At 61.6% G+C, this 24,727-nt stretch carries 20 protein-coding genes and 3 pseudogenes; 16 read left to right on the top strand and 7 right to left on the bottom strand.

Translation table 11 applies throughout. The features are described from left to right. Positions 1 to 12: 12 nt before the first annotated feature. The 7 genes from bglB to D3227_RS08995 all read left to right on the top strand — a co-directional run bounded on the left by bglB (position 13) and on the right by D3227_RS08995 (position 8,976). The gene (bglB, locus tag D3227_RS09025; protein WP_120013766.1) at positions 13 to 1,113 is read left to right on the top strand and encodes a beta-galactosidase BglB; all 1,101 of its coding nucleotides are present in this window, start codon (positions 13 to 15) and stop codon (positions 1,111 to 1,113) included. Then, positions 1,110 to 1,943 (top strand): 5-dehydro-4-deoxy-D-glucuronate isomerase, encoded by an 834-nt coding sequence (gene kduI / locus D3227_RS09020; RefSeq protein WP_120013765.1) that lies wholly within the window; start codon positions 1,110 to 1,112, stop codon positions 1,941 to 1,943. Before bglB ends, kduI begins: the two co-directional genes overlap by 4 nt. Then, positions 1,940 to 4,459: a hypothetical protein gene (locus tag D3227_RS09015; RefSeq protein ID WP_245451702.1), complete on the top strand. Its 2,520-nt coding sequence runs from the start codon at positions 1,940 to 1,942 to the stop codon at positions 4,457 to 4,459. The genes kduI and D3227_RS09015 overlap by 4 nt, the downstream gene beginning before the upstream one ends. 84 nt (positions 4,460 to 4,543) lie before the next feature. Continuing rightward, positions 4,544 to 5,812 (top strand): ABC transporter substrate-binding protein, encoded by a 1,269-nt coding sequence (locus tag D3227_RS09010; RefSeq protein ID WP_120013764.1) that lies wholly within the window; start codon positions 4,544 to 4,546, stop codon positions 5,810 to 5,812. Continuing rightward, the gene (locus D3227_RS09005; RefSeq protein ID WP_425374490.1) at positions 5,809 to 6,831 is read left to right on the top strand and encodes a carbohydrate ABC transporter permease; all 1,023 of its coding nucleotides are present in this window, start codon (positions 5,809 to 5,811) and stop codon (positions 6,829 to 6,831) included. The genes D3227_RS09010 and D3227_RS09005 overlap by 4 nt, the downstream gene beginning before the upstream one ends. Beyond that, positions 6,828 to 7,880: a carbohydrate ABC transporter permease gene (locus D3227_RS09000; RefSeq protein ID WP_120013763.1), complete on the top strand. Its 1,053-nt coding sequence runs from the start codon at positions 6,828 to 6,830 to the stop codon at positions 7,878 to 7,880. Before D3227_RS09005 ends, D3227_RS09000 begins: the two co-directional genes overlap by 4 nt. 7 nt (positions 7,881 to 7,887) lie before the next feature. Then, a complete protein-coding gene (locus D3227_RS08995) occupies positions 7,888 to 8,976 on the top strand; it encodes an ABC transporter ATP-binding protein (RefSeq protein ID WP_120013762.1) in 1,089 nt (362 codons plus the stop codon). On the opposite strand, the gene D3227_RS08990 is transcribed toward D3227_RS08995, so the two are convergent. Both D3227_RS08990 and D3227_RS08985 read right to left on the bottom strand, forming a co-directional pair. Further along, the gene (locus tag D3227_RS08990; protein WP_245451701.1) at positions 8,973 to 9,857 is read right to left on the bottom strand and encodes an alpha/beta hydrolase family protein; all 885 of its coding nucleotides are present in this window, start codon (positions 9,855 to 9,857) and stop codon (positions 8,973 to 8,975) included. The genes D3227_RS08995 and D3227_RS08990 overlap by 4 nt on opposite strands. Before the next feature lie 328 nt (positions 9,858 to 10,185). Beyond that, a pseudogene (locus D3227_RS08985) lies at positions 10,186 to 10,429 on the bottom strand (mandelate racemase/muconate lactonizing enzyme family protein); the annotation flags it as partial. A 42-nt stretch (positions 10,430 to 10,471) separates the two neighbouring features. On the opposite strand from D3227_RS08985, the gene D3227_RS44280 reads away from it, so the two are divergent. After that, on the top strand, positions 10,472 to 11,062 hold the full coding sequence (locus tag D3227_RS44280) for an HAD-IA family hydrolase (protein ID WP_120013761.1): 591 nt from the start codon (positions 10,472 to 10,474) through the stop codon (positions 11,060 to 11,062). A gap of 52 nt (positions 11,063 to 11,114) precedes the next feature. Here the strand turns inward: D3227_RS44280 and D3227_RS08975 are convergent, their stop codons facing one another. Further along, positions 11,115 to 12,020 (bottom strand): LysR substrate-binding domain-containing protein, encoded by a 906-nt coding sequence (locus tag D3227_RS08975; RefSeq protein WP_120013760.1) that lies wholly within the window; start codon positions 12,018 to 12,020, stop codon positions 11,115 to 11,117. A 92-nt stretch (positions 12,021 to 12,112) separates the two neighbouring features. On the opposite strand from D3227_RS08975, the gene D3227_RS08970 reads away from it, so the two are divergent. The 3 genes from D3227_RS08970 (at position 12,113) to D3227_RS08960 (ending at position 16,137) form a co-directional block, all read left to right on the top strand. Then, positions 12,113 to 13,663 (top strand): trimethylamine methyltransferase family protein, encoded by a 1,551-nt coding sequence (locus D3227_RS08970; RefSeq protein ID WP_120013759.1) that lies wholly within the window; start codon positions 12,113 to 12,115, stop codon positions 13,661 to 13,663. Between the two features lie 38 nt (positions 13,664 to 13,701). Further along, positions 13,702 to 15,351, top strand: a complete 1,650-nt coding sequence (locus tag D3227_RS08965) for an ABC transporter substrate-binding protein (RefSeq protein WP_120013758.1) — start codon at positions 13,702 to 13,704, stop codon at positions 15,349 to 15,351. Between the two features lie 90 nt (positions 15,352 to 15,441). Further along, positions 15,442 to 16,137, top strand: coding sequence for a corrinoid protein (locus D3227_RS08960; protein ID WP_120013757.1), 696 nt, complete (start codon positions 15,442 to 15,444; stop codon positions 16,135 to 16,137). A 419-nt stretch (positions 16,138 to 16,556) separates the two neighbouring features. On the opposite strand, the gene D3227_RS08955 is transcribed toward D3227_RS08960, so the two are convergent. Beyond that, positions 16,557 to 17,186 (bottom strand): TetR/AcrR family transcriptional regulator, encoded by a 630-nt coding sequence (locus D3227_RS08955; RefSeq protein WP_120013756.1) that lies wholly within the window; start codon positions 17,184 to 17,186, stop codon positions 16,557 to 16,559. Positions 17,187 to 17,334: 148 nt separating this feature from the next. On the opposite strand from D3227_RS08955, the gene D3227_RS08950 reads away from it, so the two are divergent. From D3227_RS08950 to D3227_RS44270, 3 genes and pseudogenes are all read left to right on the top strand, one after another. Next, complete coding sequence (locus tag D3227_RS08950; protein ID WP_120013755.1) at positions 17,335 to 19,371, top strand: NADH:flavin oxidoreductase; 2,037 nt, start codon at positions 17,335 to 17,337, stop codon at positions 19,369 to 19,371. Next, entirely contained in the window at positions 19,371 to 19,796 is a 426-nt protein-coding gene (locus tag D3227_RS44275; RefSeq protein WP_425374489.1) for a dimethylsulfonioproprionate lyase family protein, read from the top strand. The genes D3227_RS08950 and D3227_RS44275 overlap by 1 nt, the downstream gene beginning before the upstream one ends. Further along, a pseudogene (locus D3227_RS44270) lies at positions 19,796 to 20,013 on the top strand (dimethylsulfonioproprionate lyase family protein). Before D3227_RS44275 ends, D3227_RS44270 begins: the two are co-directional and overlap by 1 nt. Positions 20,014 to 20,102: 89 nt before the next feature. On the opposite strand, the gene D3227_RS08940 reads toward D3227_RS44270, so the two are convergent. Then, positions 20,103 to 21,164: an FAD-binding oxidoreductase gene (locus D3227_RS08940; protein WP_120013754.1), complete on the bottom strand. Its 1,062-nt coding sequence runs from the start codon at positions 21,162 to 21,164 to the stop codon at positions 20,103 to 20,105. Positions 21,165 to 21,168: 4 nt separating this feature from the next. Beyond that, positions 21,169 to 22,407 (bottom strand): aromatic ring-hydroxylating oxygenase subunit alpha, encoded by a 1,239-nt coding sequence (locus tag D3227_RS08935; RefSeq protein WP_120013753.1) that lies wholly within the window; start codon positions 22,405 to 22,407, stop codon positions 21,169 to 21,171. A gap of 161 nt (positions 22,408 to 22,568) precedes the next feature. On the opposite strand from D3227_RS08935, the gene D3227_RS08930 reads away from it, so the two are divergent. Continuing rightward, positions 22,569 to 23,447 carry a LysR substrate-binding domain-containing protein gene (locus D3227_RS08930; RefSeq protein ID WP_120013752.1) on the top strand — a complete coding sequence of 293 codons (879 nt, stop codon included), beginning with the start codon at positions 22,569 to 22,571 and terminating at the stop codon, positions 23,445 to 23,447. Positions 23,448 to 23,684: 237 nt separating this feature from the next. Further along, positions 23,685 to 23,915 (top strand): annotated as a pseudogene (locus D3227_RS08925) (IS30 family transposase); the annotation flags it as partial. A gap of 222 nt (positions 23,916 to 24,137) precedes the next feature. On the opposite strand, the gene D3227_RS08920 reads toward D3227_RS08925, so the two are convergent. Then, the gene (locus D3227_RS08920) at positions 24,138 to 24,572 is read right to left on the bottom strand and encodes an FKBP-type peptidyl-prolyl cis-trans isomerase (protein WP_120013830.1); all 435 of its coding nucleotides are present in this window, start codon (positions 24,570 to 24,572) and stop codon (positions 24,138 to 24,140) included. Positions 24,573 to 24,727: the final 155 nt, after the last annotated feature.

Here is a 24,727-nt window from a genome sequence, read left to right as displayed (position 1 = left end):
ACGGGAGGAGTGATGCCGCTGTCGGCCGAACGCCTGAAATCCGCGCTTGCCAGCCTCGTGGCCGGCATGACCGGCTTGCGCCATGACGGACGGTTTCACGAGCCGAATCTCGACGGGACGCCGGGCGACTATGTCAGCTTCGACAGCTGGGAGTGGCCGCAGGGCGTCGGGCTCTACGGGCTGGTCCGGCTGTGGGCGCAAACCGGCGACGAGCAGCTGCTGCAGACGATCGAGGCTTGGTACGACCGACGCATCGCGGCCGGTCTCCCGCCGATAAATGTCAACACCACCGCGCCCTTGCTGGCGCTCAGCGAATTGTGGCGGCGCCGGCGCCAGCCGCGCTTCGAGCCGGTCTTGCACCAATGGGCCGAGCAGGTCGTTACCCACATGCCGCGGACGCCCGAAGGCGGCTTCCAGCACAATGTTTCGGACCGGGTCAACGACGACGAATTGTGGGACGACACGCTGTTCATGGTCGCGCTGTTTCTCGCTTCCTTTGGCCAGGCCGCCGGTGAGCGACGCTTCGTCGAGGAAGCGGAACGGCAATTCCTCGTCCACGCCCGCTATCTCGCCGACTCAGCATCCGGCCTGTGGTTCCACGGCTGGACGTTCCAGGGCCGGCACAATTTCGCCAGTGCCCTTTGGGGGAGGGGCAATGCCTGGATCACGGTGGGCATCCTCGACCTGGTCGAGTTCGCCGAGATCACGCCCTCGGTGCGCGCCTACCTGCTTGGCGTGCTGGAGACGCAGATCGAAGCCCTGCTCAAGCTGCAGGCGGGTTCGGGCGCATGGCACACTCTCCTCGACGACCCAACCTCATATGAAGAGATCTCCGCCACCGCCGGTTTCGGCTATGGGCTGATGAAGGCTGCGCGGCTTGGAATCGGCCCAGCGGAATGTCGCGCCGCCGGCCTCCGCGCCTTGGAAGCCGTGGTGGCCAGTATCGACGACAAAGGTGTGGTGACGAACGTGTCCTACGGCACCCGCATGGGGCACGATCTGCAATTCTACCGCGACATCCCGATCCAGTCGACGGGCTACGGGCAGGCGCTGGCCATACTGTGCCTGACCGAAGGCTCGCGGCACCTGCAGGCGAAGGTGGAGGCGGCATGATGCGGACGGTCTACGGCGCATCGCCGGCGGATATTGCCGGCATGGACACTGAGCGGCTGCGAGCCGAATTCCTGGTCGACGGACTTTTCCGGCCAGCCGCGATCGAGTTCGTCTATACCCATATCGACCGAATGATCGTTGGCGGCGCGGTGCCGCTGGCCAACCCGCTAATGTTCGGCAGCGGAGTCGATGTCGGAACTCCGCACTTCTTTGACGCGCGCGAGATGGGCATCGCCAATCTCGGCGGCAGCGGCACCGTCACCGTGGACGGCAGGCGCTTCACTGTGGCCAACCGCGACGTCGTCTATGTCGGGCGCGGGGCGCGCGAGGTGACGCTGCAGAGCGACGATCCGGAGAGGCCGGCGTGCTTCTACATGAACTCGGTGCCGGCCGGCGCCGACATCCCTCACCGTCTCATTGCCAAGGGCGAAGCCAAGCCGATGGTGCTGGGCGAGGAGGCTCGCGCCAACAAGCGCACGCTGTGCATGTACATCCATCCCGAGGTGGCGCCGTCCTGCCTCTTGCTGATGGGCATCACCGACCTCGCGCCGGGCAGCGTGTGGAACACCATGCCGCCGCATCTGCATGAGCGGCGCATGGAGGCCTATTGCTATTTCGACCTTGCAGCGGCGGACCGGATCCTCCACCTGATGGGCCGGCCCGACAATACCCGCCATCTGGTTGTCGCCGATGGCGACGTCGTCCTGTCGCCGGCCTGGTCTATCCATATGGGCGCCGGCACCGGCCCCTATGCCTTCGTCTGGGGCATGACCGGCGAGAATCAGGCCTACACCGACGTCGATCCAGTTGCCGTGAAGGATTTGCGATGAGTGCGGTCGCCCAAAGCATCGATGCTGACTTTGCCTTGCGCCGGCCGGTCGCCACGGGGCAGCCGATCGTCTACTGGCGGCTGGGTTCTATCGCCGAGCAGCGCTACGACGTGGCCGACCAGCCCATGAAGGGGGAGATGGATCCCTTCTTCTTCCTGACCAAGCACAAAAATTTCATTCCGCATGAATATCCGTGCCGCACTGAGTTCGCAGCGGAGCGCCGCGGCAAGCGGCCTCAGATCGGCGCCGAGTTCAATGCCGAACGCATCTGGCTGCCCTTTGCCTCGCCGCGCGTCGACCTGTCGGGCTTCTGGTTCCGGCCGACCGTGCTCGGAAGCTGGGCCGAGACGACCATCGACACCGTGGCGGCCGGCGAGGCGCTGCTCAGGCTGCGCACATGCGGCGGCGCAATCCTTTTCGCCAATGGCGCGGAAGTCGGCTGGATGGCGCCCTACGGCCGCAATCTGGAAAGCGCCGAGGACTTCAAGATCGCGCTGAAGCCCGGGCGCAACGATATCCGTATATGGTTCGACGATCTCGCCGAGCGCGACGCCCGCTACTATTTCCAGCTCGACTATCTGTCGGGACCCGCTGTCTCCGTCGCGTTGCCTATCGAAGTGGAGGGCAGCGTAGCCGATGCGATGGAAGCAGCCCTCGACGACATGCATTTCGAGCGTCCCGCCTATGATGGCGGCGAGGTGGCGCTGGCCACTGGCGTGGCGCTGCCGCGCGATGCTCGGGTCGCAGTCGAGATCGAGGGTGATTTCATGTCCATCGAGGCGCCGGTGCGCTTCGCCTTCGATCTGACCAAAGGTCAGAAACGGCTGCCGATCGCCGACACGGAGCAACTGCCCGCCGATTTTCGTCATTTCAAGGTGACGCTGACCGTCGGTGACCATGCCGCATCGCGTGTCTTCGGCGTCGAGATCTGCCACGCGCGCCGCCAGGGCAACGCAGCGGCAACGCTTGCCGCGCGCATCGACGAGGCGCTCAGTGAAGTCGCCGAGCACGCCGAGGCCGATACGGTGCGCGCGCTGGCGCGTCTGGCGATCGGGCAGGAGGGTGCCGAGACCGAAGCCATGATCTCCGGCGCGCTGCCGGCGATTGAGGATTGCCACGACTGCGCCGATTTCATCCTGGTGCCGCTGTTGTGGTGCCGCAAGGCCTATGGCGATCGGCTGGCAGCGAAACTCTGCGCGCATGTCGACAAGGCTATACTCGGCTATCGCTACTGGATGGATGAGCCCGGCAACGATGTGCAGTGGTATTTTTCCGAGAACCACGCGCTGCTCTTCCACACCGCCGCCTACATCGCCGGCGGGCTTCTGCCTGATGCGCGCTTCGTGCGGTCGGGCCGCCTTGGCCGCGAGCAATCAGCGGTGGGGGCGGCGCGGGTGCGAGCCTGGCTCGACCATTTCGAAGCTTGGGAGATGGCCGAATTCAATTCGGCGCCCTATTTCCCGATCGACCTCAAGGGCCTGTGCGCGCTCTACGCGCTGGCCCCGGACAAGGACATCGCGGACCGTGCCGGCAAGGCGGTCATCCGCTTGCTGGAAATCGTCGCCCGCTCCGCCCATCACGGGATCCTCACCGGCGCGCAGGGCCGATCCTATGAGCACACGCTGCGCGCCGCGCGTTCGCTGGAACTGTCGGGCATATGCCGCATGGTCTGGGGCAAGGGCAATTACGGAATGCGCTTCCACGCGTTGCCGCAGCTGGCGCTGTGTCTGCGCGACCACGCACTGAGTGTTCCCGCCGAGCTGGCGGCGATTGCCTCGCTCACAGACGATACGGTGTGGGAATGGACTTTCGCGCAGGGACAGGACCGCTTCGCGCGGCTCTATCACCACAAGACGCGCAACCATGCGATGGGCAGCGCCGCCGGCTATCGTTGGAACCAGTGGGGGTATCAGGAGACCGTCGTTCAAGCCCGGCTGGGCGAGAATCCAGGTGCGCAGATTTGGGTGAACCACCCGGGCGAAGTCCTGCAGTCCGGCTACGGCCGACCGTCCTATTGGGGTGGTTCCGGCACCTTGCCGCGAATTCACCAATACCGCGACCTCGCCGTCGTCAGCTTCTTGTGCTCGGACGAACAGCCCGACTTCACGCACGCCTGGTTTCCGGCCAGCACCTTCGATGCCGTGCAAGTGGATAGCCATCGGGCGTTCGCGCAATCGGGCAACGCCTTCGTCATGCTGAAAACTGATGTGCCGCTGATTGAGGTCAAGGGCGGACCGACGGCCGGCAACGAGTTGCGGGCAGCGGGGCGCAAGGCGACATGGATCGTCCGTCTCGGCGGCCGGGATGCCGATCTGCCAGCGCTCGACGCCTGGGCGTCGGTCTTTGCGGACCTGTCGGTGCGGTCGGGCGCCAACGGCGAGTTGATCGTCGAGGATCCGGAATACGGCACGGTGCGTTTCCTCGCCGACGCGAAGGTGGTCGCTGAGGGACGGACACTCGATCCGGCCAACTGGACCGTGCGCGGCGAGGCGACGCGCATGAAGCGCAGGGAATAGGGAGGAATCAGCTGCGGCCCTCAAGAGGAGAGGGCGTGGCGGCTTGAACCATCGGGGTGCAGCCCCGGACAAAGGAGGAGAAGCATGAAGAAGACCCGCACTTTGCTGGCCGCGCTATCGGTCAGCCTGCTCGCATCGACCAGCGCATTCGCCGGCGACGTGCGCATCATGTGGTACTCGGACGGTGTCGAAGGCGATGTCATCCAGGACCTTCTGAACCGCTTCATGAAGGACAATCCCGACATTCACGTCACGCTCGACAACGTCGCCTACAAGGTGATCCAGGAGCAGCTCCCCATCCAGCTCGAAGCGGGCCAGGGCCCGGACATCGCCCGCGTCACCAACATCAAGGAACTCGCCCAGCACTGGCTCGATCTCAGGCCGCTGGTGGCCGACCCGAAATACTGGGACGACAATTTCGGCGACACACTGGACTGGATGCGACCCGACGGCTCCAAGGCCATCACCGGTTTCATGACCCAGCTCACGCTCACCGGCGGCTTCGCCAACAAGACGCTGTTCGAACAGGCGGGCGTGGCGCTGCCCGGCGACAAGGCGACCTGGGACGACTGGGTCAACGCCGCCGCCGAAGTGGCGAAGAGCCAGCAGCTTCCGGCAGCGTTTGCGATCGACCGCTCGGGCCACCGCATTTCGGGTGCGAATGTCTCCTACGGGGCGAACTATATAGGGCCCGACGGTAAGCCGGCGAAAGTCGATGACGGCACCAAGGCGTTCGTTGGCAAGCTCGTCGACTGGACCGCCAAGGGCCTGATGCTGAAGGATACCTGGGTGTCGGCGGCAGGCTCGACCTACCGCGCGGCCGCCGACGATTTCATCAACGCGCAGATCCCATTCTATTATTCGGGAAGCTGGCAAGTCGCCAATCTGTCGACCAAGATCGGCGACAGTTTCGACTGGGTGGCAACCGGCTCGCCCTGCGGCACTGCCGGCTGTTCTGGCGTGAAAGGCGGCGCGGCACTTGTCGCCATCAAATACACGAAGAACCCCAAGGACGTCGCCAAGGTCATGGATTACCTGGCCCGCGAAGACATCGTGAAAGAGTTCAGCGAGCGCACGCTGTTCCTGCCGGCGCACAAGGGCGTCATCACGAAAGGTGGGCTGAAATGGGGTTCGGCCGACAAGAATGTCGGTCCGGCGCTCGACAAGTTCGTCAAGGCGGCGGGTGAAACCCTGCCGGCGGCCGACGCGCTGCCGCCGTGGAAATGGGCCAACGCCTATTTCGCCGCACTGGTGACCCGCGTCAGCCAGGTTATGGCGGGCGAACTCACCCTCGACGAAGCCTGGGGCAAGATCGATCAGGATATCGCCGACAAGGTCGCCGAGGCAAAGTGACCGCCGTCGCGACATTGAAGACATGGACGGGCGCCGCTCTGGCGGCGCCGGTCGTCTGGCTGGCGTCGATCGTCAACGTGCCGCTCAAATGGTGGCAGCGCGCGACGGGCACCGGCGGCATGGCCGCCTTTTTCCTCGCCCCGAACATGGCAATCTTCGGCATCTTCGTGCTGGTGCCGCTGGTCATCAATTTCTTCTATTCAGCCACGTCCGGTACGGCCTATTTCCTGCAGGATCGCACCTATGTCGGGCTGGAGCAGTATCAGCGCCTGCTTGATTGCGGCAACTATCTAGATACCGCCACCTGCCGCGAGGACCTCTTCTGGAAGGCCGTCCACAATACCGGCCTGTTCGTCCTCGTGCAGGTGGCGCTGTTGACGGTCGTGTCGATGATAACAGCGCTGATCCTCAACCGCGAGATCGTCGGGCGCAGCTTCTGGCGTGCGGTGTTCTTCTTTCCGGTGCTGCTGTCGCCGGTCGTCACTGGCCTGATCTGGCGCTGGATCCTGCAACGCCAGGGGTTACTCAACCTGATCGTCCACGATCTGGGGGGCGACCCGTACAATTGGCTGACCGACCGCTTTTGGGCGTTCACCGCCGCCGTCAGCGTCTCGGTCTGGGCCCATATGGGCTTTTACACGCTCATCCTGCTTGCCGGATTGCAGGCGATCCCGCGCGACCTCTACGAGGCGGCCGAGATGGACGGCACCAAGCCGGCGCGGGGGTTCTGGCGCATCACGCTGCCGCTGCTCATGCCGAACCTGCTCGTCGTCATCGTGCTGGCGCTGATCCGCGCCGTACAGATCTTCGATGAGGTCTATGTGCTGACCGGAGGAGGGCCGGGCACCTCGACCCTCTATCTCACGCAGTACATCTATGAGATCGGCTTCGCCTCCCTGCTGCGCAATCCGGGGCTGGCTTCGGCGGCTTCGATCCTGATGGGACTGGTGCTGGTCGTACTGACGCTGCTTCAGCTTCAGGTCGGGCGCCGGGGCGAACGGAAGGGGGCGCGCGAATGAGCGGCGTGACGACATTCCTGACTCGCCGGCGCGGCGGCCGTTTCTGGCACTGGACGGATATCGTCAGCTGGCTGTGGTTGGTCGGCGGTCTCGTCATCATGTTCGGTCCGGCCGTCTGGCTGGTCGGCTCGTCGTTCAAGACACCGGCGCAACTCGCCGAGTTCCCACCGACAATCCTGCCCTATGTCAGCCAGCAGGCGAGCGTCGAAGGTCACGACAAGCCGCTGACGCTCTACCGTGTGAAGCAGGCGGACGGTTCGACCAAGGTCATGGCCGAGGTGCGGCGCATCGGCATCGTGGCGCAGATGGTCGACCCCAAGGCGCCGAAGGACATCATCAAGGTCAATATCGCCGACCGGCAGCCGGTGCGCGAAATTGGCTTCGCGACGGGCAACTACACCGAACCCTTCGTCCATTTCGACTTCATGCGCTACCTGCGTAATTCGGTTTTCGTCACCGCGATGGCGACGCTGATCACGTTGCTCACCAATTCGATGGCAGCCTTCGCCCTGTCGAAATACAAGTTTCGCGGCCGCGATCTCACCATGCTGTTGATCGTCGGCACGCTGATGGTGCCGCTGTCGGTGATCCTGGTGCCGCTCTATTCGGTGGTCAGCGCCGTCGGTCTGCTCGATTCGCTGTGGGGCGTGATCCTGCCGACCGTGGCGACGCCGACCGGCGTGTTCCTACTGCGCCAGTATATGCTGACCATCCCGGATGAATTGCTCGACGCGGCGCGCATGGACAATGCCTCGGAATGGCAGATCTACTGGCGCATCGTGTTGCCGCTTGCGGCACCCGCGCTCGCGGTGCTGGCGATCTTCTCGGTGGTCTGGCGTTGGAACGACTTCCTGTGGCCGCTGGTGGTGCTGTCGCGCAAGGAGCTCTACACGCTCCAGGTCGGGCTCAACACCTATGCCGGCCAGCTCAACGTGCAGTGGCACTACATCCTGGCGATGACCGTCGTGACGATGATCCCCGTCGTCCTCGTCTTCGTCTTCCTGCAGCGTTACATCACGTCCGGCATCGCCGGCACCGGGCTGAAATGAGGGCGCCATGGGACGGATAACGCTGACCAACATCGATCGCGCCTACGGAAAGGTGAAGATCCTGCACGACATCAATCTCGACGTCGGCGACGGCGAGATGCTGGTCCTCGTCGGCCCGTCGGGTTGCGGCAAGTCCACGCTGCTCAGGCTGATCGCCGGGCTCGACCGGCCGACCGGCGGCAAGATCGAGATCGACGGCGCCGACGTCACCGAGGTTTCGGCCGCGCAGCGCGGGCTTGCCATGGTGTTCCAGTCCTATGCGCTCTACCCGCATATGAGCGTGCGCCAGAACCTTGCCTTCGGGCTCGAAAACATCCGCACGCCGAAGGCCGAGATCGACCAGCGCATCGCGGAAGCGGCGCGGATGCTGGAAATCGCGCCCTATCTCGACCGCCGCCCAGGGCAGCTTTCTGGCGGCCAGAAGCAGCGCGTGGCGATCGGCCGTGCGGTGGTGCGCAACCCGACCGCGTTCCTGCTCGACGAACCGCTGTCCAACCTCGACGCCGAACTGCGCATCTCGACGCGCGCCGAACTGGCAGCACTGCACAAGCGGCTGGCAACGACGATGATCTATGTCACCCACGACCAGGTCGAGGCGATGACGCTCGCCGACCGTATCGTGGTGATGCGGGCCGGAAAGGTCGAACAGGTCGGCCGGCCGCTCGATCTCTACAACGCGCCGGCAAACCTGTTCGTCGCCGGCTTCATCGGCGCGCCGCGCATGAACCTTTTGCCGGTCAAGGTGCGTTCGGTCGGCGCGAACGAGGTGACCGTCGAAGGTCCCGGCGGGCTCTCGGCCAGGGTTGCGGCCGAGGGGACCGCGCTGAAGCCGGGAGACAACGCCACGCTCGGCATCCGGCCGCACGACATCGAACTTTCGGATGGCGGCAAAGGATCGCTGGAAGCGCAGGTGACGCTGGCCGAGGCGCTGGGGCCGGAAACGGTCGTCCATGCCACCATCGCCGGCGACAACAAGCTGGTCGCTGTGCTCAAGCGGCAGGGCGTCGAAACGCAGGGCGCGCCGCTCAGCCTTGCTCTGCCGCCTGAACGGATGCACCTCTTCGATTCCGCCGGGCTGCGCGTCGCTTCGCACTAACCATCGGCAAGGTGGCGCCGGAAGAAGTCCACCACGGCGGCGCGCATGGCCGGCGTTTCGGCATGTCCGCTCTCCGGCTCCCGGTGAACGACGAGCTTGCCGCTGGCTCCGGCCCGGTCATAGGCGGCCTTAGTCTGCACAAGCGCGCGATCCACGGCTCCCGGCGGCGTCAGTGGATCCTGGTCTCCGATGCCGATGAATTGCGGCCGCGGCGCGATCCGTCCAGCGATCTCACCATTGCTGGTCAGGTTCAAGAGACCGGGAATCGTAAGATAGATGCCGTGCAAATCGTGCGCGCCGGTGTCGATGAGGCTTGCGAAGTCGGCAAAGCAGCATAGATGTGCCACGCAGGCGATGCGCGGCTCGACCGCCGCGAGCCAGTAGCCCAGTGTTGCGCCCATCGACATGCCGTAGACGCCGATACGGTCGGCAACGATGTCGTCACGCGCGGCAAGCCAGGCGAAAGCGGCTGCCTGCTCGCCCACCATCTGGCCGGCAAGCGAGCAGCCGCGCCAAAGCCTGGCCTTGGTGCGGGCGCTCTCGCCGGGCTCGGTGCGCAGCCCGAAGGCGGGCATGTCTATCATGAGCGTCGCGAGACCCATCGCCGCGAACGCCGGACCAGGCGGGCTGTGCAGGCCCGCCCGGCCATCGAGCAGCTCGCTGGCGCCAACGTCATAGCGAAAGCCATGGGCGTGAATGCACAACACCGCAGGCACCGACCGGCTGTGTAGCGGACGGGCAATGAACCCTCGCACCCGCTCGCCATGCAACGTGGTGAAATCGAGCTCCTCGAGCGTAAAGCCGTCGCGGCGTTCCGCTTTTCGCGAGCGCAAGGTCAGTGGATGCTCGCCGATCTCAAATGCGTCGCGCAGCTTGTTCATAGGGTGTCCGAGTTTTGTAAGTCGAGGCTATTTAGGCAGCAAATCCGGTCAAATGGCCAGACCGGACGAGTGAGCTTTGACTTGCTCGTGCCGCGGCGGCCTTGGCCAACCTCATGGCGCTCGGAAGGAACTTTTTGGGCCTTTTCGCTGCAACTCTCCTTCTCATCGAAGACACACCTCCGACCGGGCACAGAACTCTGGCGTTGAAAGGTCGCCTAGGGATCCGTGCGGTGATCGGCGACAACGACTTGCGAGTGGGACGGTTCGACCCTCACCGGACGTCTCAAACCACGCATTCAACGTCTCAAAAGGGTCGCGATCCTAACATTCAGTCAAAGAAGCCGGCGTCCTCTTCCTTGAGGTGCTTCTTCGCGCCTGCGGCATCGATGTCGACGCCCAATCCGGGAGCCTCGAGCAAGTCGATCATCGAATCCTTTACGATCTGCGGCGGCAGCCCAATAACGATATCTTCCCACCAGGGGGTCGGAGGCGCTGGGATATTCGAAGGCGAGGTAGTTGGCGGGCAGGGTGGCGCAGACATTGATCAGGGCACCGAGACCGAGGAGAAGGTTGATCAGGGAGCTGCATGAACTGAAGACGAACATCTTCATGGAATTGATCAAATCGGGCCGGCTGCCGCTGCGGTCCGGCGTCGCACGGCTGAGGCGACTGCGGCTGGTCTCAAACTAGCGATCTGCTCGACCTCAAACGAACGGGCCGTCCAAGCGATCGTCGACGTGATGCTTGGTCCCTTGCGATCGCGGCAGATACGTGTCTTTGCCGGCGATATCGTGCCGGCGAAGAAACCAGATCCGGCGATCTACGCACTGGCTAGTGTCGAACTGGGAGCTGAACCAAGGCGCTGCCTGGTCGTCGAGGACAGCAACAATGGTCTGCGTGCCGCACTCGCAGCCGGCATGCGCTGCCTCGTGACGACCTCGTCCTATACGTTGGACGAAGACTTTCCGACGCCGAACGCGTGGTGTCGGAACTCGGTGACGGAGATGAGATCCAGGTGCGACTTCGGCCGGGCCACAGGTCTTCGGCGAGTAGGTGGAGATAGGGGTCTTAGCATGATCGGATGTGTTTCCGATGGCGGAGGCGTATCAGCGTTGCAGTCGCCCGCGATCTCTTCGGCAAACCCGTTTGCTCGCAATCGCGTTGCGCGTCGGCTTTCCGCAGAAGGTTCGTTGACCGCGACCTGAAAGCCGGGCTTTGCTCTAAGTCGTGATGACTGGGTCGCGTCAGCCCCAACTGCTAGACATTCTGATCTGCAAGCCATTTTCTGACAGCGGCAACATGCTCAGTCACATCCAGCTTCTTTGGCCAAGCGACGTTGAAGGACTTGCCGGTAATAAGAACGTGCTCCGTTAGTCGTACCAGCGATCCGGTTTTCACTAGCCGTTCGGTGAGGTGGGCCCAGCCCAGGGCGACACCTTGGCCCTCCATCACCGATTGGATGACGGAAACGTAGTCATTGATCCGTAGACCTTGGGGTGCAAGAGAACCATCGAGACCGGCAGAGGCAAGCCAGTCTGGCCATGTAACGGCCGGTCTGTGTGGTTCATCAAGGTGAATGAGTCGGTGCCTGGCTAGGTCCGCCACAGTTTGAGGCTTCCCATAATTCACAAGATAGGAAGGACTGCATACCGGATAGATTTCCTCGGGGGCTATCGGTAACAAAAAATAGTCTGGCCAGTCCTGGTTATCGCCTCCGACAATTCCGAGAGGAATCCCCTCTGCAGCGAGGTCAATGTCTCGATCGCTGGTTTGGATGCGCAGTTCTATGCCAGGGAGATCTTCACGGAAACGCTGCAGCCGCGGCACCATCCAAAGTGAAACAAATGCGGTTGAGGCCGATAGGGTGACGTGATTGCCGCCAGTGGACCCTTTGAGTCGCTCTGCTGACTTCTGAATATGAGAAAGTCCGAGGGACACATCAGCGAAGAAACGGGCGCCCGCTTCCGTCAAATGCACCCGCCTGTGGCCCCGAACAAACAGCTTGGTACGAAACTGCTCCTCGAGCTTTCTAATCGCAAGTGAAACCGCTGCCTGGGACATGCCAAGTTCCTTGCCGGCCGCCGTGAAATTGAGCAGACGGCCGGCTGCCTCAAAGGCGATCAGTCCGTTCGCAGACGGCAAGAGATGTCGCAGGCTATCCATAATCACAGCTTATCGCATCGATCAGGATTTTCCAGCGTCACAGCCATATCTCGTCTCGCTAAGTTGAAGAGATCAGGGAGGATCGAGTTGCCATGAACGCACCGGCCGTTGAAGTGACCGAGACTGCACACCGCCGCAGCGGCGGCCGCCTGGGGCGCAAGGCGATGCGAGGCGCTCCCATCGCGTCGTTTCCGGCCCTGATACGTCAGATCCCCGCCTATCAGATGGTGCCTGACGAGGCGGTGGAGTTGATCCACCAAGAATCGCTCCTGATTCTCGAAGAGGTGGGCTGCGAGTTCCGGGACGACGAGGCGATCGCCCTGTGGAAGGCGGCCGGAGCCGATGTCTCCGAGACGCGCGTCCGTATCGACCGTGCGCTGTTGATGGAGCTTGTCTCCAAGGTCCCGCCGGAATTCACCCTCAACGCCCGCAACCCCGAGCGTACCGTCCGCGTCGGCGGCAAGAACTCCATCTTCGTGCCGATGTATGGCGCACCCTATGTGCGCGACCTCGACAACAACAGGCGCTACGGCTCGCTCGCCGACCTCAACAATTTTCACAAGCTCGCCTACATGGCGCCGGCGCTGCACTCGTCGAGCTCGGTCATCTGCGAGCCGATGGAAATTGCGGTCCCAAAGCGCCACCTGCACATCATCCATTCGGCACTGAAGCATTCCGACAAGCCGTTCATGGGCATCGTCACCTCGAAGGAACGCGCCGAAGACACGATGGCGATGGCCGGCATCGTGTTCGGCGAGGAGTTCGTTCGCGACAATCCGGTGCTGGTGTCGATCACCAACTGCAACTCGCCGCTGGTGTGGGACGCCACAATGCTCGACGCCATGAAGGTCTATGCGCGCAGCAACCAACCGCTGATCCTGGCACCTTTCGCACTCTGCGGCGCCTCGACCTCGGCCTCCGCCGTCGGCGCGGTCGCGCAGGTCAATGCGGAAGCGCTGGCCGGCGTCGCGTTCACGCAACTCTTGCGTCCCGGCTCGCCGCAGATCTACGGCCAGTTCATGGTCACCGTCGACATGAAGACCGGCGCCCCGATGGGCGGCACGCCGGAGGCCGCGCAGATGATGTATCTGATGGGTGCGCTTGCCAGGAAATACCGGCTGCCGTGGCGCACGTCAGGCTTCCATGTCGGGTCGAAGCTGAACGACGCCCAGGCCGGCTACGAGGCGAACATGCTGATGCATGCCGCCATCCTGGCCGGCGCCAACTACATCTGGCACTCGGCCGGCTGGCTGGAGGCGGGGCTCACCTGCGGCTATTCGAAATTCGCGACGGACTGCGAGCAGCTTGTCGGCTGGTACAAATATGCCGGCGGGCTGCCGTTCGACGATTTCAAGGAAGCCATGGCGGCGATCCGCGAGGTCGGGCCTCAGGGCCATTTCCTGGGCACCCAGCACACGCTCGAACATTTCGAGTCCGCCTTCTTCATGCCCAGCATCATGGACTTCAATTCGTTTGAACAGTGGAAGGCTGAAGGCGCGAAGGACCACGACACGCGCGGTCGCGAGAAAGCGCGCAACATGCTGGCCGACTATGAGGAGCCAAAGCTCGACGAGGGCATCGCCGAGGGTCTCAAGGATTTGATCGCGCGGCGTGAGGAAAAACTGCCCGACACCATCAGTTGAAGATGTGACGGAACCAAAGAACCACAAGGGAGGAAAAAATGAGATTCTTTAGAAGCAATGGCGATCGCGTTCCTGCTGCCATCGAAGCGATGGCTGAGGACGCACGTGCAGGTCGCATGGATCGGCGTGAATTCCTGGCGCTGGCCAGCGCCTTTGGCGCGTCGACAGCCCTTGCTTACGGCATGATCGGCCTTGCCGCGCCGACAAAAGCGCTGGCCGAGGAGCCGAAGAAGGGCGGGACGCTGCATGTTTCGATGTCGGTCAAGGCGCAGAAGGATCCGCGCACCTATGACTGGACCGAGATGGCAAACATCACCCGTTGTTGGCTGGAGCCGCTGGTGCGGTACACGCACCAGTTCACGTTCGAGCCGGTCCTGCTCGAAAGCTGGGACGTCAATGACGACGCCACCGAATACACATTGCATCTGCGCAAAGGCGTCACCTGGAACAATGGCGATGCCTTCAACGCTGATGACGTGGTCGCCAATCTGAAGCGCTGGTGCGAGAAGGGGGCTTCCGGCAATTCCATGGCTGCCCGCGTCGGCGCGCTGATCGATGCCAAGACTGGCAAGGCCAAGGATGGGGCTATCACCAAGGTCGATGACCACACGGTCAAGCTGAAGCTGGCCGAAGCCGATATCGCGATCATACCGGGCCTCACCGACTATCCGGCGCTGGTCGTGCATCGCGACTTCGACAAGGATGGCGCCGACCCGATCAAGAAGCCAATCGGTACCGGAGCTTTCGAGCTGGTGTCTTACGACGTCGGCCAGAAGGCGGTCGTCAAGCGCCGCGAGAACGGCAAGTGGTGGGGTGGCGAGGCGCCGCTCGACGGTGTCGAGTTCATCGACTACGGCACCGACTTCAACGCCACGCTGAATGCCTTCGAGTCCGGCGAGATCGACCTCGATTTCGAAACGCCGGCCGACTTCATCGACGCCCTCGATAAGATGGATCTGGTGAAATCGGAGGTCGCGACGGCGACCACACTCGTTGCCCGCACCAACATCACCCATAAACCCTATGACGACCAGCGGGTGCGCAATGCGCTGCAGATGGCCGTAGACAACAATGCCGTCATGCAGCTCGGCTACGCCGGGCTCGGCACGGTCGGCGAGAACCACCACGTCGCCCCGATCCATCCCGAATACTATCCGCTGCCCAAGAAGACACGCGATGCCGCCGCCGCCAAGAAGCTGATGGCGGATGCCGGTCAGGCCGACTTCGAGCATGAGCTGATCACCGTTGAGGACGAATGGCAAAAGAACACCGGCGATGCGATCGCCGGCCAATTGCGCGATGCCGGTATCAAGGTGAAGCGCACTGTGCTGCCGGGCTCGACCTTCTGGAACGACTGGACGAAGTATCCGTACTCGATGACCATCTGGTACATGCGGCCGCTGGGCGTCCAGGTGCTGGCGCTCGGCTATCGCTCGGGCGAAGCCTGGAACGAAACGGCCTATGCCAACCCAGATTTCGACGCCAAGCTGAAGCAGGCGCTTTCGCTGGCCGATCCCGACAAGCGCAAGGAGGTCATGAAGGACGTCGAGCAGATCCTGCAGGATTCCGGCGTCATCATCCAGCCGTTCTGGCAGAAACTCTACTGCCACATGAACAAGAAGGTGAAGAACTACGGAATGCACCAGACCTACGAAATGGACTTCCAGAACGTCTGGTTGGACGCTTAAGCCCGACTCCCGGGGCTACCTAGGCCGGCACTTGTTCGCTCGCGCAGGTGCCGGCCGACTTTTGAAACGTCACTGTGCAGCTGGATCAAAATGGCCGACGACGAGATCATCCTTTCCGAGCTTTCCGACGACGAGTTGGTGCAGCAGATGCACGACGACCTTTATGACGGGTTGAAGGAAGAGATCGAGGAAGGCACCCAGATCCTGCTCGAGCGCGGCTGGGCGCCCTACAAGGTGCTGACCGAGGCGCTGGTCGAGGGCATGCGCATCGTCGGCGAGGATTTTCGCGACGGCATCCTGTTCGTTCCGGAAGTGCTTTTGTCCGCCAACGCGATGAAGGCCGGGATGTTCATCCTGCGTCCGCTGCTTGCCGCCACCGGCGCGCCGAAGCAGGGCAAGATGGTGATCGGCACCGTCAAGGGCGACATCCACGACATCGGCAAGAACCTCGTCGGCATGATGATGGAAGGCGCTGGCTTCGACGTCATCGACCTCGGCATCAACAATGCGGTCGAGAAATATCTCGACGCCATCGAGCAGCACCAGCCCGACATCATCGGCATGTCGGCGCTTTTGACCACCACCATGCCCTACATGAAGGTCGTCATCGACACGATGAAGGAAAAGGGCATTCGCGACGACTATGTCGTTCTCGTCGGCGGCGCGCCGCTCAACGAGGAATTCGGCAAGGCTGTCGGCGCCGACGCCTATTGCCGCGACGCAGCGGTGGCGGTGGAGACCGCCAAGGACTTCATGAAGCGCAAGCACAATGTGCGCATATCATAGCCGCAAGGCGACCTTCCTTCCTTCGTGGAAGGCGTAGGGCGGCCTGGCGCGGTGCGACCGGCACCCACGCGGATCAACTGCCCTCGCGACGACAACCGGTCGATCGGGAAGCGCTCCGGCAGCCAGATGTCGCTCACGAATAGACACCGCCCCGGACATCGCCAGCGGCTAGTGTGAACGGTTGTGGTGCTCAGTCACGCTCTGCCTAGTCTCCCCGAGCCACGCACCGCGGTGGAGCTGATTCGAGTTGGTGGAGTGGCTGGGATGCCAGCGGGCCTCCCAACACCACTCCACCTCACTCGGCTTTACTCATGCGGGCAGAGCCGGCCTCCGGTTAGTGCGAATACCCGGCGGCTGTCTCGCTGAGGCTCTTCCCTTTGGTTTCAGGCGCCACCTCAGCCCCATTGTCGAAACTCTCCTCAACCCGCCGAATAGCCGTGCCTGGCGAAGAACCGATCCAACTCGCGCTGCTCGGGCGCCTCGCCTGTGAAAATCTCCACGTACTCGGGGATGCGCTTCATGCGGACCGCGAGATCTTCCTTGGTCTGCATTGAGATGTAGCCGATCTGCACGAGGTAGATGGTACGCGCTCGAACGTCGGCTGAGCCTTCCTTGTAACCGAAGCGCACGAACATCTGGCTCATTGCGTCGAGACGCTTCTGGTCGGCTTTCTGTACCTCTGCCAGAATGTCTGGAGATTGAAGCGCCCAGCTTCTGATTGCGAATTCGGACTGGGAATCGAACAGAGACTTGTCGAGCCAGCAATCGAAAACGTTTAGCATCGCTTCCACGACAGTCTCGGCATATGCCTCAGCCTGCTTGACGAGGTTGCCGGTGTTCTTGTCTCGCCAACGCGCCACCAGGGCAGCCAACAGTTCCTCTCGATCCTTGAAGAACCAATAGAAGCTGGTGCGCGACAGGCCCAATTTCTTGGCCAATGGCGAAATTCTCACCGTGTCGACGCCGGATTCAAGAAGCAGGTCGTAGGCGGCTGCAAGCCACCCCTCCGGCGATCCGCGCCATCCGCTATCGTTCGAAATTTGCTCCATGAGCGACCAGCCTAACAAAATGTCGACGTGAAGACCAGTAAAATGTACATCTATGTCGAGTTAGTCGACCTATTGGCATCAAAACTTGACACATGTGTACATTTTGGAATAGCGTTCGCACTTACCGTTCCAGCCCGGAGTCCGTCAGATGTCGAACGATCCCCTTCTGCAGCCGTACAAACTCAAGCATTTGACCCTGCGCAATCGCATCATCGTGACATCCCACGAGCCGGCCTACCCGGAGGACGGGATGCCGAAGCAGCGCTATCTTGCTTACACGGTAGAAAGGGCCAAGGGCGGTGTCGCGATGACGATGACAGCCGGGTCTGCGGCGGTTTCGAAGGACAGTCCCCCGGTTTTCAACAACTTGCTCGCCTACAAGGACGAGATCGTGCCGTGGATCAAGCAGATGACCGATGCGGTGCACGAAGAGGGTGCCGCCATCATGATCCAGCTGACGCATCTTGGACGGCGTACACGCTGGGACAAAGGCGATTGGCTTCCCGTTGTGGCGCCGTCCCATCATCGTGAAGCCTCACACCGGGCATTTCCCAAGAAGATTGAAGACTGGGATATCGAGCGCATCATCAAGGATTTTGCTGACGCCGCCGAGCGAATGAAGGTAGGCGGGATGGATGGCGTCGAACTCGAGGCTTACGGCCACTTGCTCGACCAGTTCACGTCTCCTCTCACCAACGAACTTGATGGTCCTTATGGCGGTTCGCTCGACAACCGCATGCGCTTCTGCATGGATGTCTTGAAGGCGATCCGGTCCCGGGTGGGCGAGGACTTCATCCTGGGCGTGCGATACACCGCGGATGAGGCTCTTCCCGGTGGCACTGGCAAGGCCGAGGGCCTTGAAATCTCCAAGCGCCTCAAGGACAGCGGACTTATCGACTACCTCAACGTGATCCGCGGCCACATCGACACCGATGCGGGCCTGACGGACGTCATTCCAATTCAGGGAATGGCGAATGCGCCGCACCTTGATTTTGCCGGCGAGATTCGTGCCGCGACCAACTTCCCAACCTTCCATGCAGCGAAAATACCGGACGTGGCGACTGCACGCCACGCGATCGCATCCGGCAAGGTCGACATGATCGGCATGACGCGCGCTCACATGACCGACCCACACATCGTGCGCAAGATCATCGAAAAGCGCGAAGATGAAATCAGGCCGTGTGTGGGCGCCAACTATTGCCTTGACCGCATCTATCAGGGCGGGGCGGCATACTGCATTCACAACGCAGCGACTGGTCGCGAATTGACCATGCCGCACATCGTCGCCAAGGCCGAGACCCGCAAGAAGATTGTCATCCTCGGTGCGGGGCCGGCTGGCCTCGAGGCCGCCCGCGTGGCAGGTGAGCGGGGGCACGAGGTCGTGGTCTTCGAGGCCGCCAGCGGTCCGGGAGGGCAGATCCGCCTGACAGCGCAGAGCCCGCGCCGCAAGGAGATGATGAGCATCATCGATTGGCGCATGGCCCAGTGCGAAAAATACGGAGTGAGCGTCAAGTTCAATACCTGGGCGGAAGCCGAAACCATCGAGGCGGAAAACCCGGACGTCGTCGTCGTTGCGACGGGCGGGGTCGCGCACACCGACGTCCTTTCCAAGGGCAACGAGTTGGTGGTGTCGTCATGGGACATCATCTCCGGAGACGTAAAGCCGGGAACCAATGTCCTCATCTTCGACGACGCGGGTGATCATGCGGCACTCCAGGCCGCGGAATTCCTAGCCGGTGCGGGAGCGAAGGTTGAAATCATGACCCCGGACCGGTCCTTCTCCCCCGAGGTGATGGCTATGAACCTCGTGCCTTACATGAGGTCTCTTCAAAAACTCGATGTGACCTTCACGGTCACCTATCGGCTCGAATCTGTTGAAAGGAACGGCAACCAGCTCATTGCAAACGTCGGCAGTGACTACGGCGGCGTCTCCAAGCAGCGCGTCGTGGACCAGGTTGTCGTCAACCACGGCACCATTCCGCTCGATGACATCTATTTCGACCTCAAACCGAAATCGACCAATCACGGCGAGATTTCGCACGATGAACTCATCGCTGGACAGCCACAGTCGGTGGTGCGGAATCCGCAGGGCCAATTCCAGCTCTTCCGCATCGGCGACGCCGTCTCGGCACGCAATACGCACGCCGCGATCTTCGACGCACTGCGTCTGACGAAAGATATCTGATGGCCGAGAGCGGACGAGCGCGTCCGCTCATTCATAACAAGGGTTCGGCCATGATCGGAAGTGAAGCGCTGCAATATTTTTTGGACACTGCGTTCGTGGCGTTCGACCGGGTCTCACATGACCTGCGGTCGCGCAGATCGATCATCCAGCTCTTCGCCCAAACGGAAGTTCCCGGGCTGGAAAGGGCCAGGGCCGGGAGCCGTTTGCCGATCTGTTCTTATCTTGGCTCGGCGTTGGCTGAAGACGCGATTCCGTCCGCTCTTCGCAATTTTGTCGAACGCTTTAAGGCGATCGAGCCGTCGCTCGAATGGCGGCTGAAAGCGAACCCGACTCGTCAGCCAGCAGCAATTTCCAGACGGTCATGCCAATGCGATGATTCTTGGCCCGGGCGGCATCGAGGACAGAAAGGATTGGCGTCAAGTTGATGGCTCCTCACGTCCGGTATCCCGACCACGATCATCCGGCGGAAGAACTTACCTCGTGCTTTCGCATGGCGAGTTCAAGCAGGCTGACAACGATTGGTTTTCGCCGGGCATCGGCGGTTCATTCTACAATCCGCCTGGCATCAAACATGCGATGAGATCACTCGGCGCGCCGCTGTTCGCCATCTGGGCGCTGTTGGTGGATCAACCTCGTCATTGAGCGCGGCCATGACCCGACGGAAACTCCAAGGCACAGGAGGTTGCCGTGCCGATAGTGGACCTCGACATCAACGGTCGGTGGGACACTCGCTATGCGGCGACCTTCACACGACCGATCGGGCGAGAACAGCAGGCAAGGATATAGCCATCGGCGATGTCCTCGTCGGTGATGCCGCCATTGTGCACCATGTGCACCTGCCCTTCGGTCTTGCGGACCTTGCAAGTTCCGCAGATTCCCATCGAGCACCCTGAAGGGATCACAAGACCCCCAGCGCGCGCTGCTGCAAGAAGGGTATCAGTCTCGGCGCATTTCGTTGTGACGCCAGACAAGACGAAGACGACCTCGGCCTGACTTTCTTCGTTCGGCACCACATCGTCTGGAACGTCCTCGGCGTGCTCTGGCTCTGCCACGAAGCTTTCCTGATGATAGCGGCTCATGTCGTAGCCGAGACCGGCGAGCGCCTCGCGCACGGCCCGCATGAAGGGTTCGGGCCCGCAGCAGAACACCTCGCGGTCGAGATAATCCTGCGCCATCAGGCCCAGCATGATCTGGTTGAACATCCCCCGATAGCCGGTCCATGACCGGAAGGGATCGGCCTCTTCGACCACCCATTTCAGATCGATGCCGACGATGCGCGAGGCCATGAGTTCCATCCTGTCGCGCAGAATGATCTCGGACGGACGGCGCGCGCAATTGATGAAAACAATGTCCGGTTCGCGACCGGAATCATAGAGCCAGGTGGTCATTGCCACCATTGGCGTGATGCCAGATCCGGCTGAGATGAAAAGGTATTTCTCGGCCGGGTGATGGACGATTGAGAACTTTCCCGCAGGCCCTGTTGCCCTGATGCGCAGCCCCTTGCGCAAATTGTCGAGCATCCACCTGGTGCCAATGGATCCGTCCTGTGCCTTTACAGTGATCGTCAGGGCGGTCGGCCGCGAAGGCGAAGACGAGATCGTAAATGTACGATAGAGCGGCCCGCCAGGAACGGGCAGTTCCAGCGTGACGAACTGCCCCGGTTCATGGTTGAACAGCGCGCCGGACGGGCTTTGAAAGCTGAAGGTCACGACATTCGGCGCTTCCGGAGTACGGGTGACGCATTCAAGCGTCTCTGCGTCCGTCCAGAAGGTGAGTTTGTTGAATGCGCTCATATACTCACTCCGCCGCCACTTGAAGCGGCGCAAGGGCACGCTCAAGCCAGTTCGCATACCAATCGACAAATTGCGCTACGCCGCTTTCCTGAACCGGCGAATATGGTCCGGGAACATAGGCGGGGGAGAAAATCCCTTGTTGGTTGGCTTCAACAATCTCCCGATCTTCATCATTGGTTGCGATCCAGACCTGCGTCAGGCGCTTGAGGTCGTAATCGACGCCTTCGACGGCATCTTTGTTCACGAGCCAGGTGGTGGTGACCTCGGTTTCCGTGGGACTGATTGGCGTGACCCGGAAGGTCAGAGAATGGTCTGGCAGGAAATGGCTCCAGGTCGTCGGATAGTGGAACATCAACAGCGAGCCCGCTTCGGGCAGGGCCACCTGGCCGAGATTCTTGCGAACTGCCGCCTTGCCGTCGAGCGTGTAACTCACGGCCCTTTGCTGCAATGGCATCCGCGCAAGGCGAAATTGGCCGCCGCCGCCGAGCCGGAACCGCGCAGGCGCGCCCGAGGCTTCGCAACGGTCAAAATGCGCCTGCAGGGTCGCCGATACCGAGCCGTCGGCAGACACGCCTGCTACTTCTGGGTCGAGCGAGAAGGAGCGGCAGAGTGCCGGGTGGTTGCTGCTGCAATGGTAGCATTCGCGGTTGTTTTCCCACACCAGCTTCCAGTTGGCCTTCTCGACGATCGTCGATGTGTAGGCGACCTTCGCATTGTTGAGGTCATGGACCTCAAGATAGGGAATGGCCATTTTGGCAAAAGACTCGAAATCCGGCGGAGTGTCCGACAGACAGACATAGATGAGGCCGGCCACATTGCGCAGCTGAACAGGCTTCAGGCCGTGTCTGGTCAAGTCGAAATCGGGTCCCATGTCATTGGCCCAGATCAGCTTGCCGTCGAGTTCATAGGTCCACTGGTGATAGGGGCAGACGAGTTTGGCCACTTGCCCTTCGCGCGCTTTGCAGATCATCGAGCCGCGGTGACGGCAAGAATTGTGGAAGGCGCGGATCTCACCATCGCGACCCCGAACGATGACGACCTCATAGGCACCGACGCGCATCGTCACGAAGCTACCCGCTTTTGTCAGCTGGCACGCCGGGACCGCGTAGAGCCATTCCTTGTAGAAGATGTGCTCAAGATCGAGCTGGTAAATCGTCGGCGACGTGTAGAACGGCTGCTCAAGGGCGTAGCCCGAGATGCGGCGCATTAGCAACTCTTGGAGGGATGGCGAGGAGGCTGTCATGGCAATTTTCCGGGAAACGGCGTGCACATTTTGAGGTGCAATTTTCCTGCTGGAATGCCCATTCGGCAATAGCACTAATTTTCATTCCGATTTAGTTTAACTAATCTCTCGCACGCTGTGGACTCATGTCATGAGACAGGAAAATGGTCCGAGGAGGCTTGATGCCCAGACCATATGATCTCTCGTCAGTGACCGCTCTCATCTGCTTTGAGGCGGCAGCCCGAAATGCCAGTTTCAAGAAAGCCGCTCAGGAATTGAACGTCACGCCAGCGGCTGTCAGCCACCAGATCAAGGCGCTCGAAAGTGATCTGGAATGCACGTTGTTCCTGCGCAGGAGCCGCGGTGTCGAATTGACGGAGAAAGGAGCCTTTTTGTTCGTTGCGCTTCAACGCGGCCTTGAAACAATCTCCGAAGCGGTTGCGCAGATGCGCGAACACCCAGAAACCGTTGATGTGACGATCCGGACAACCACGGCAGTCAGCGCACTATGGCTCACACCGAAGATTTCAGCATTCTGGAAAAGCCATCCTACCATCACCGTCTCGCAGATCGTCAGTGACGTGTCCGGCATGGCTCGCCGCGGCGATCTAAGCATTCAATACGGTATTCTGGAGGAGAACGGTGAAGAGTGTCACGAACTCTTTCGGGATCAAATTGTCGCTCTCGGAACTCCAAGGTTCGCCTCCGAACACGGCATTTGCAGAGTTGAAGACTTACTCAAGGCACCATTGATCCATTCAAGCAACGAGGAAACCGATTGGACAAATTGGACCGATTGGTTCCAAGCGCTTGGGCACACCAACCCCAAGGGGCGGAGGTTTTTTGTGAACAACTATATGATTGCCCTCCAGGCCGCCCAAGACGATGTCGGGGCGGTATTGGGTTGGGACGGGCTGGTCAGGAGCCTGATGCAAGAGGGGCGTCTGGTCAAACTTGTGCCTGACACGATCCCATCACCCAAGGCCTTCTATCTTAGGATCCATCCGAAGGCGGGCCCGAAAGTCCGGCTATTTGCGGAATGGCTCGCCAAAAGTTCTTGAGTGGATGCTTTTTGGTACACGGACTTCTTCTGCCTCGCTCCCGATTTCGCGTGTCCGCCTCCTCGTCATGGCTTTGGCCAATTGTGCGAAGCGTAGCCTGAAAAAGAAAGCGCCCCATCAGCGATGGGGCGCTAGACGCGGCGGGAGCTGTTTGGTCAGCCCTTGATGCCGAGGAGGAGATCCTTGCGCGAAATCGTGCCGACCGGATGGCTCTGGTCTACAACCGTGATGTCCCCATCGGACGTCGAGGTCTACTTCTGCGATCCTCGATCACCCTGGCAGCGCGGCTCGAATGAAAACACCAACCGACTACTGCGCCAATATCTGCCGCGTGGCACCGACCTGTCCCTGCACAGCCAGGCAAAGCTCAGCGCCATCGCGCGGCAGCTCAACGAACGCCCCAGAAAGACCTTGCTCTATCAGACCCCAGCGGAGGAGTTCGCTGAGTGTGTTGCAGCGATCGGTTGAACCCGCCGCGCAAAGCGGGCGTTTGCCGACAGCGGTCCTGTCCCCAGACAAACCTTTGCGCTCCAGGAGCGTGGCGATTTCCCGATCAGCGATCGGCGGCTCCAGCGTGCTAAGCCCGGCAAACATCCGTGATCGCGTGTGCTCGGTTGATGCACGCCGAAACCTTCGGCGGAAGTCCGTCACCGGAAGTCATAGCCACCACGGCTTGGCCGTATGCATACCCTACGCCGCCTGAACGATCTCGACCAGTTCAACGTCGAACACCAGATCCTTTCCGGCCAGCGGATGATTGCCGTCGAGCTTGACGCTGGCGTCGTTCACGCCGACGACCGTCACCGGCATGGAGCGCCCCGCGCGCGTTCTGGCCTGCAATCGAGTTCCGATATCGACGTTGATGTTGTCCGGCACGTTAGCGCGGTCGATGGTCATTACCGCTTCGGGACGGTGGGGGCCATAGGCGGCTTCGGCGGGAACGGTGACGGTGCTTTTCGCGCCGACCTCCATGCCCTCGACATGGGTTTCAAGGCCGGGGATCACTTGCCCTTCACCCAGCGTGAATTGCAGCGGTTCGCAGCCGGAAGCATCGAATTGAGTGCCGTCAGCCAGACGTCCAGTGTAATTGATGCGCACGATGTCGCCATTCTTGGCCTGTGTCATGGCAGTCATCCTTTTGGGAGTTTTTGAGGGACCGGTCAGAGTTCACGGTCCCGTTTTCGATCATCCACGCATTAAGGTGCGCGGCGCGAAACTCTAAAACTAGGGGCCTGGCTGCAGATGTAAACCCGGAAAGCCGATTGAGCTACGCGGACATC

Origin of the sequence: Mesorhizobium waimense, from assembly GCF_003601975.1 — a bacterium.
Taxonomy (GTDB): Bacteria; Pseudomonadota; Alphaproteobacteria; order Rhizobiales; family Rhizobiaceae; genus Mesorhizobium; species Mesorhizobium waimense.
The sequence above is the reverse complement of the archived record's forward strand: the minus strand, read 5'-3'. Positions and strand labels throughout refer to the sequence as shown.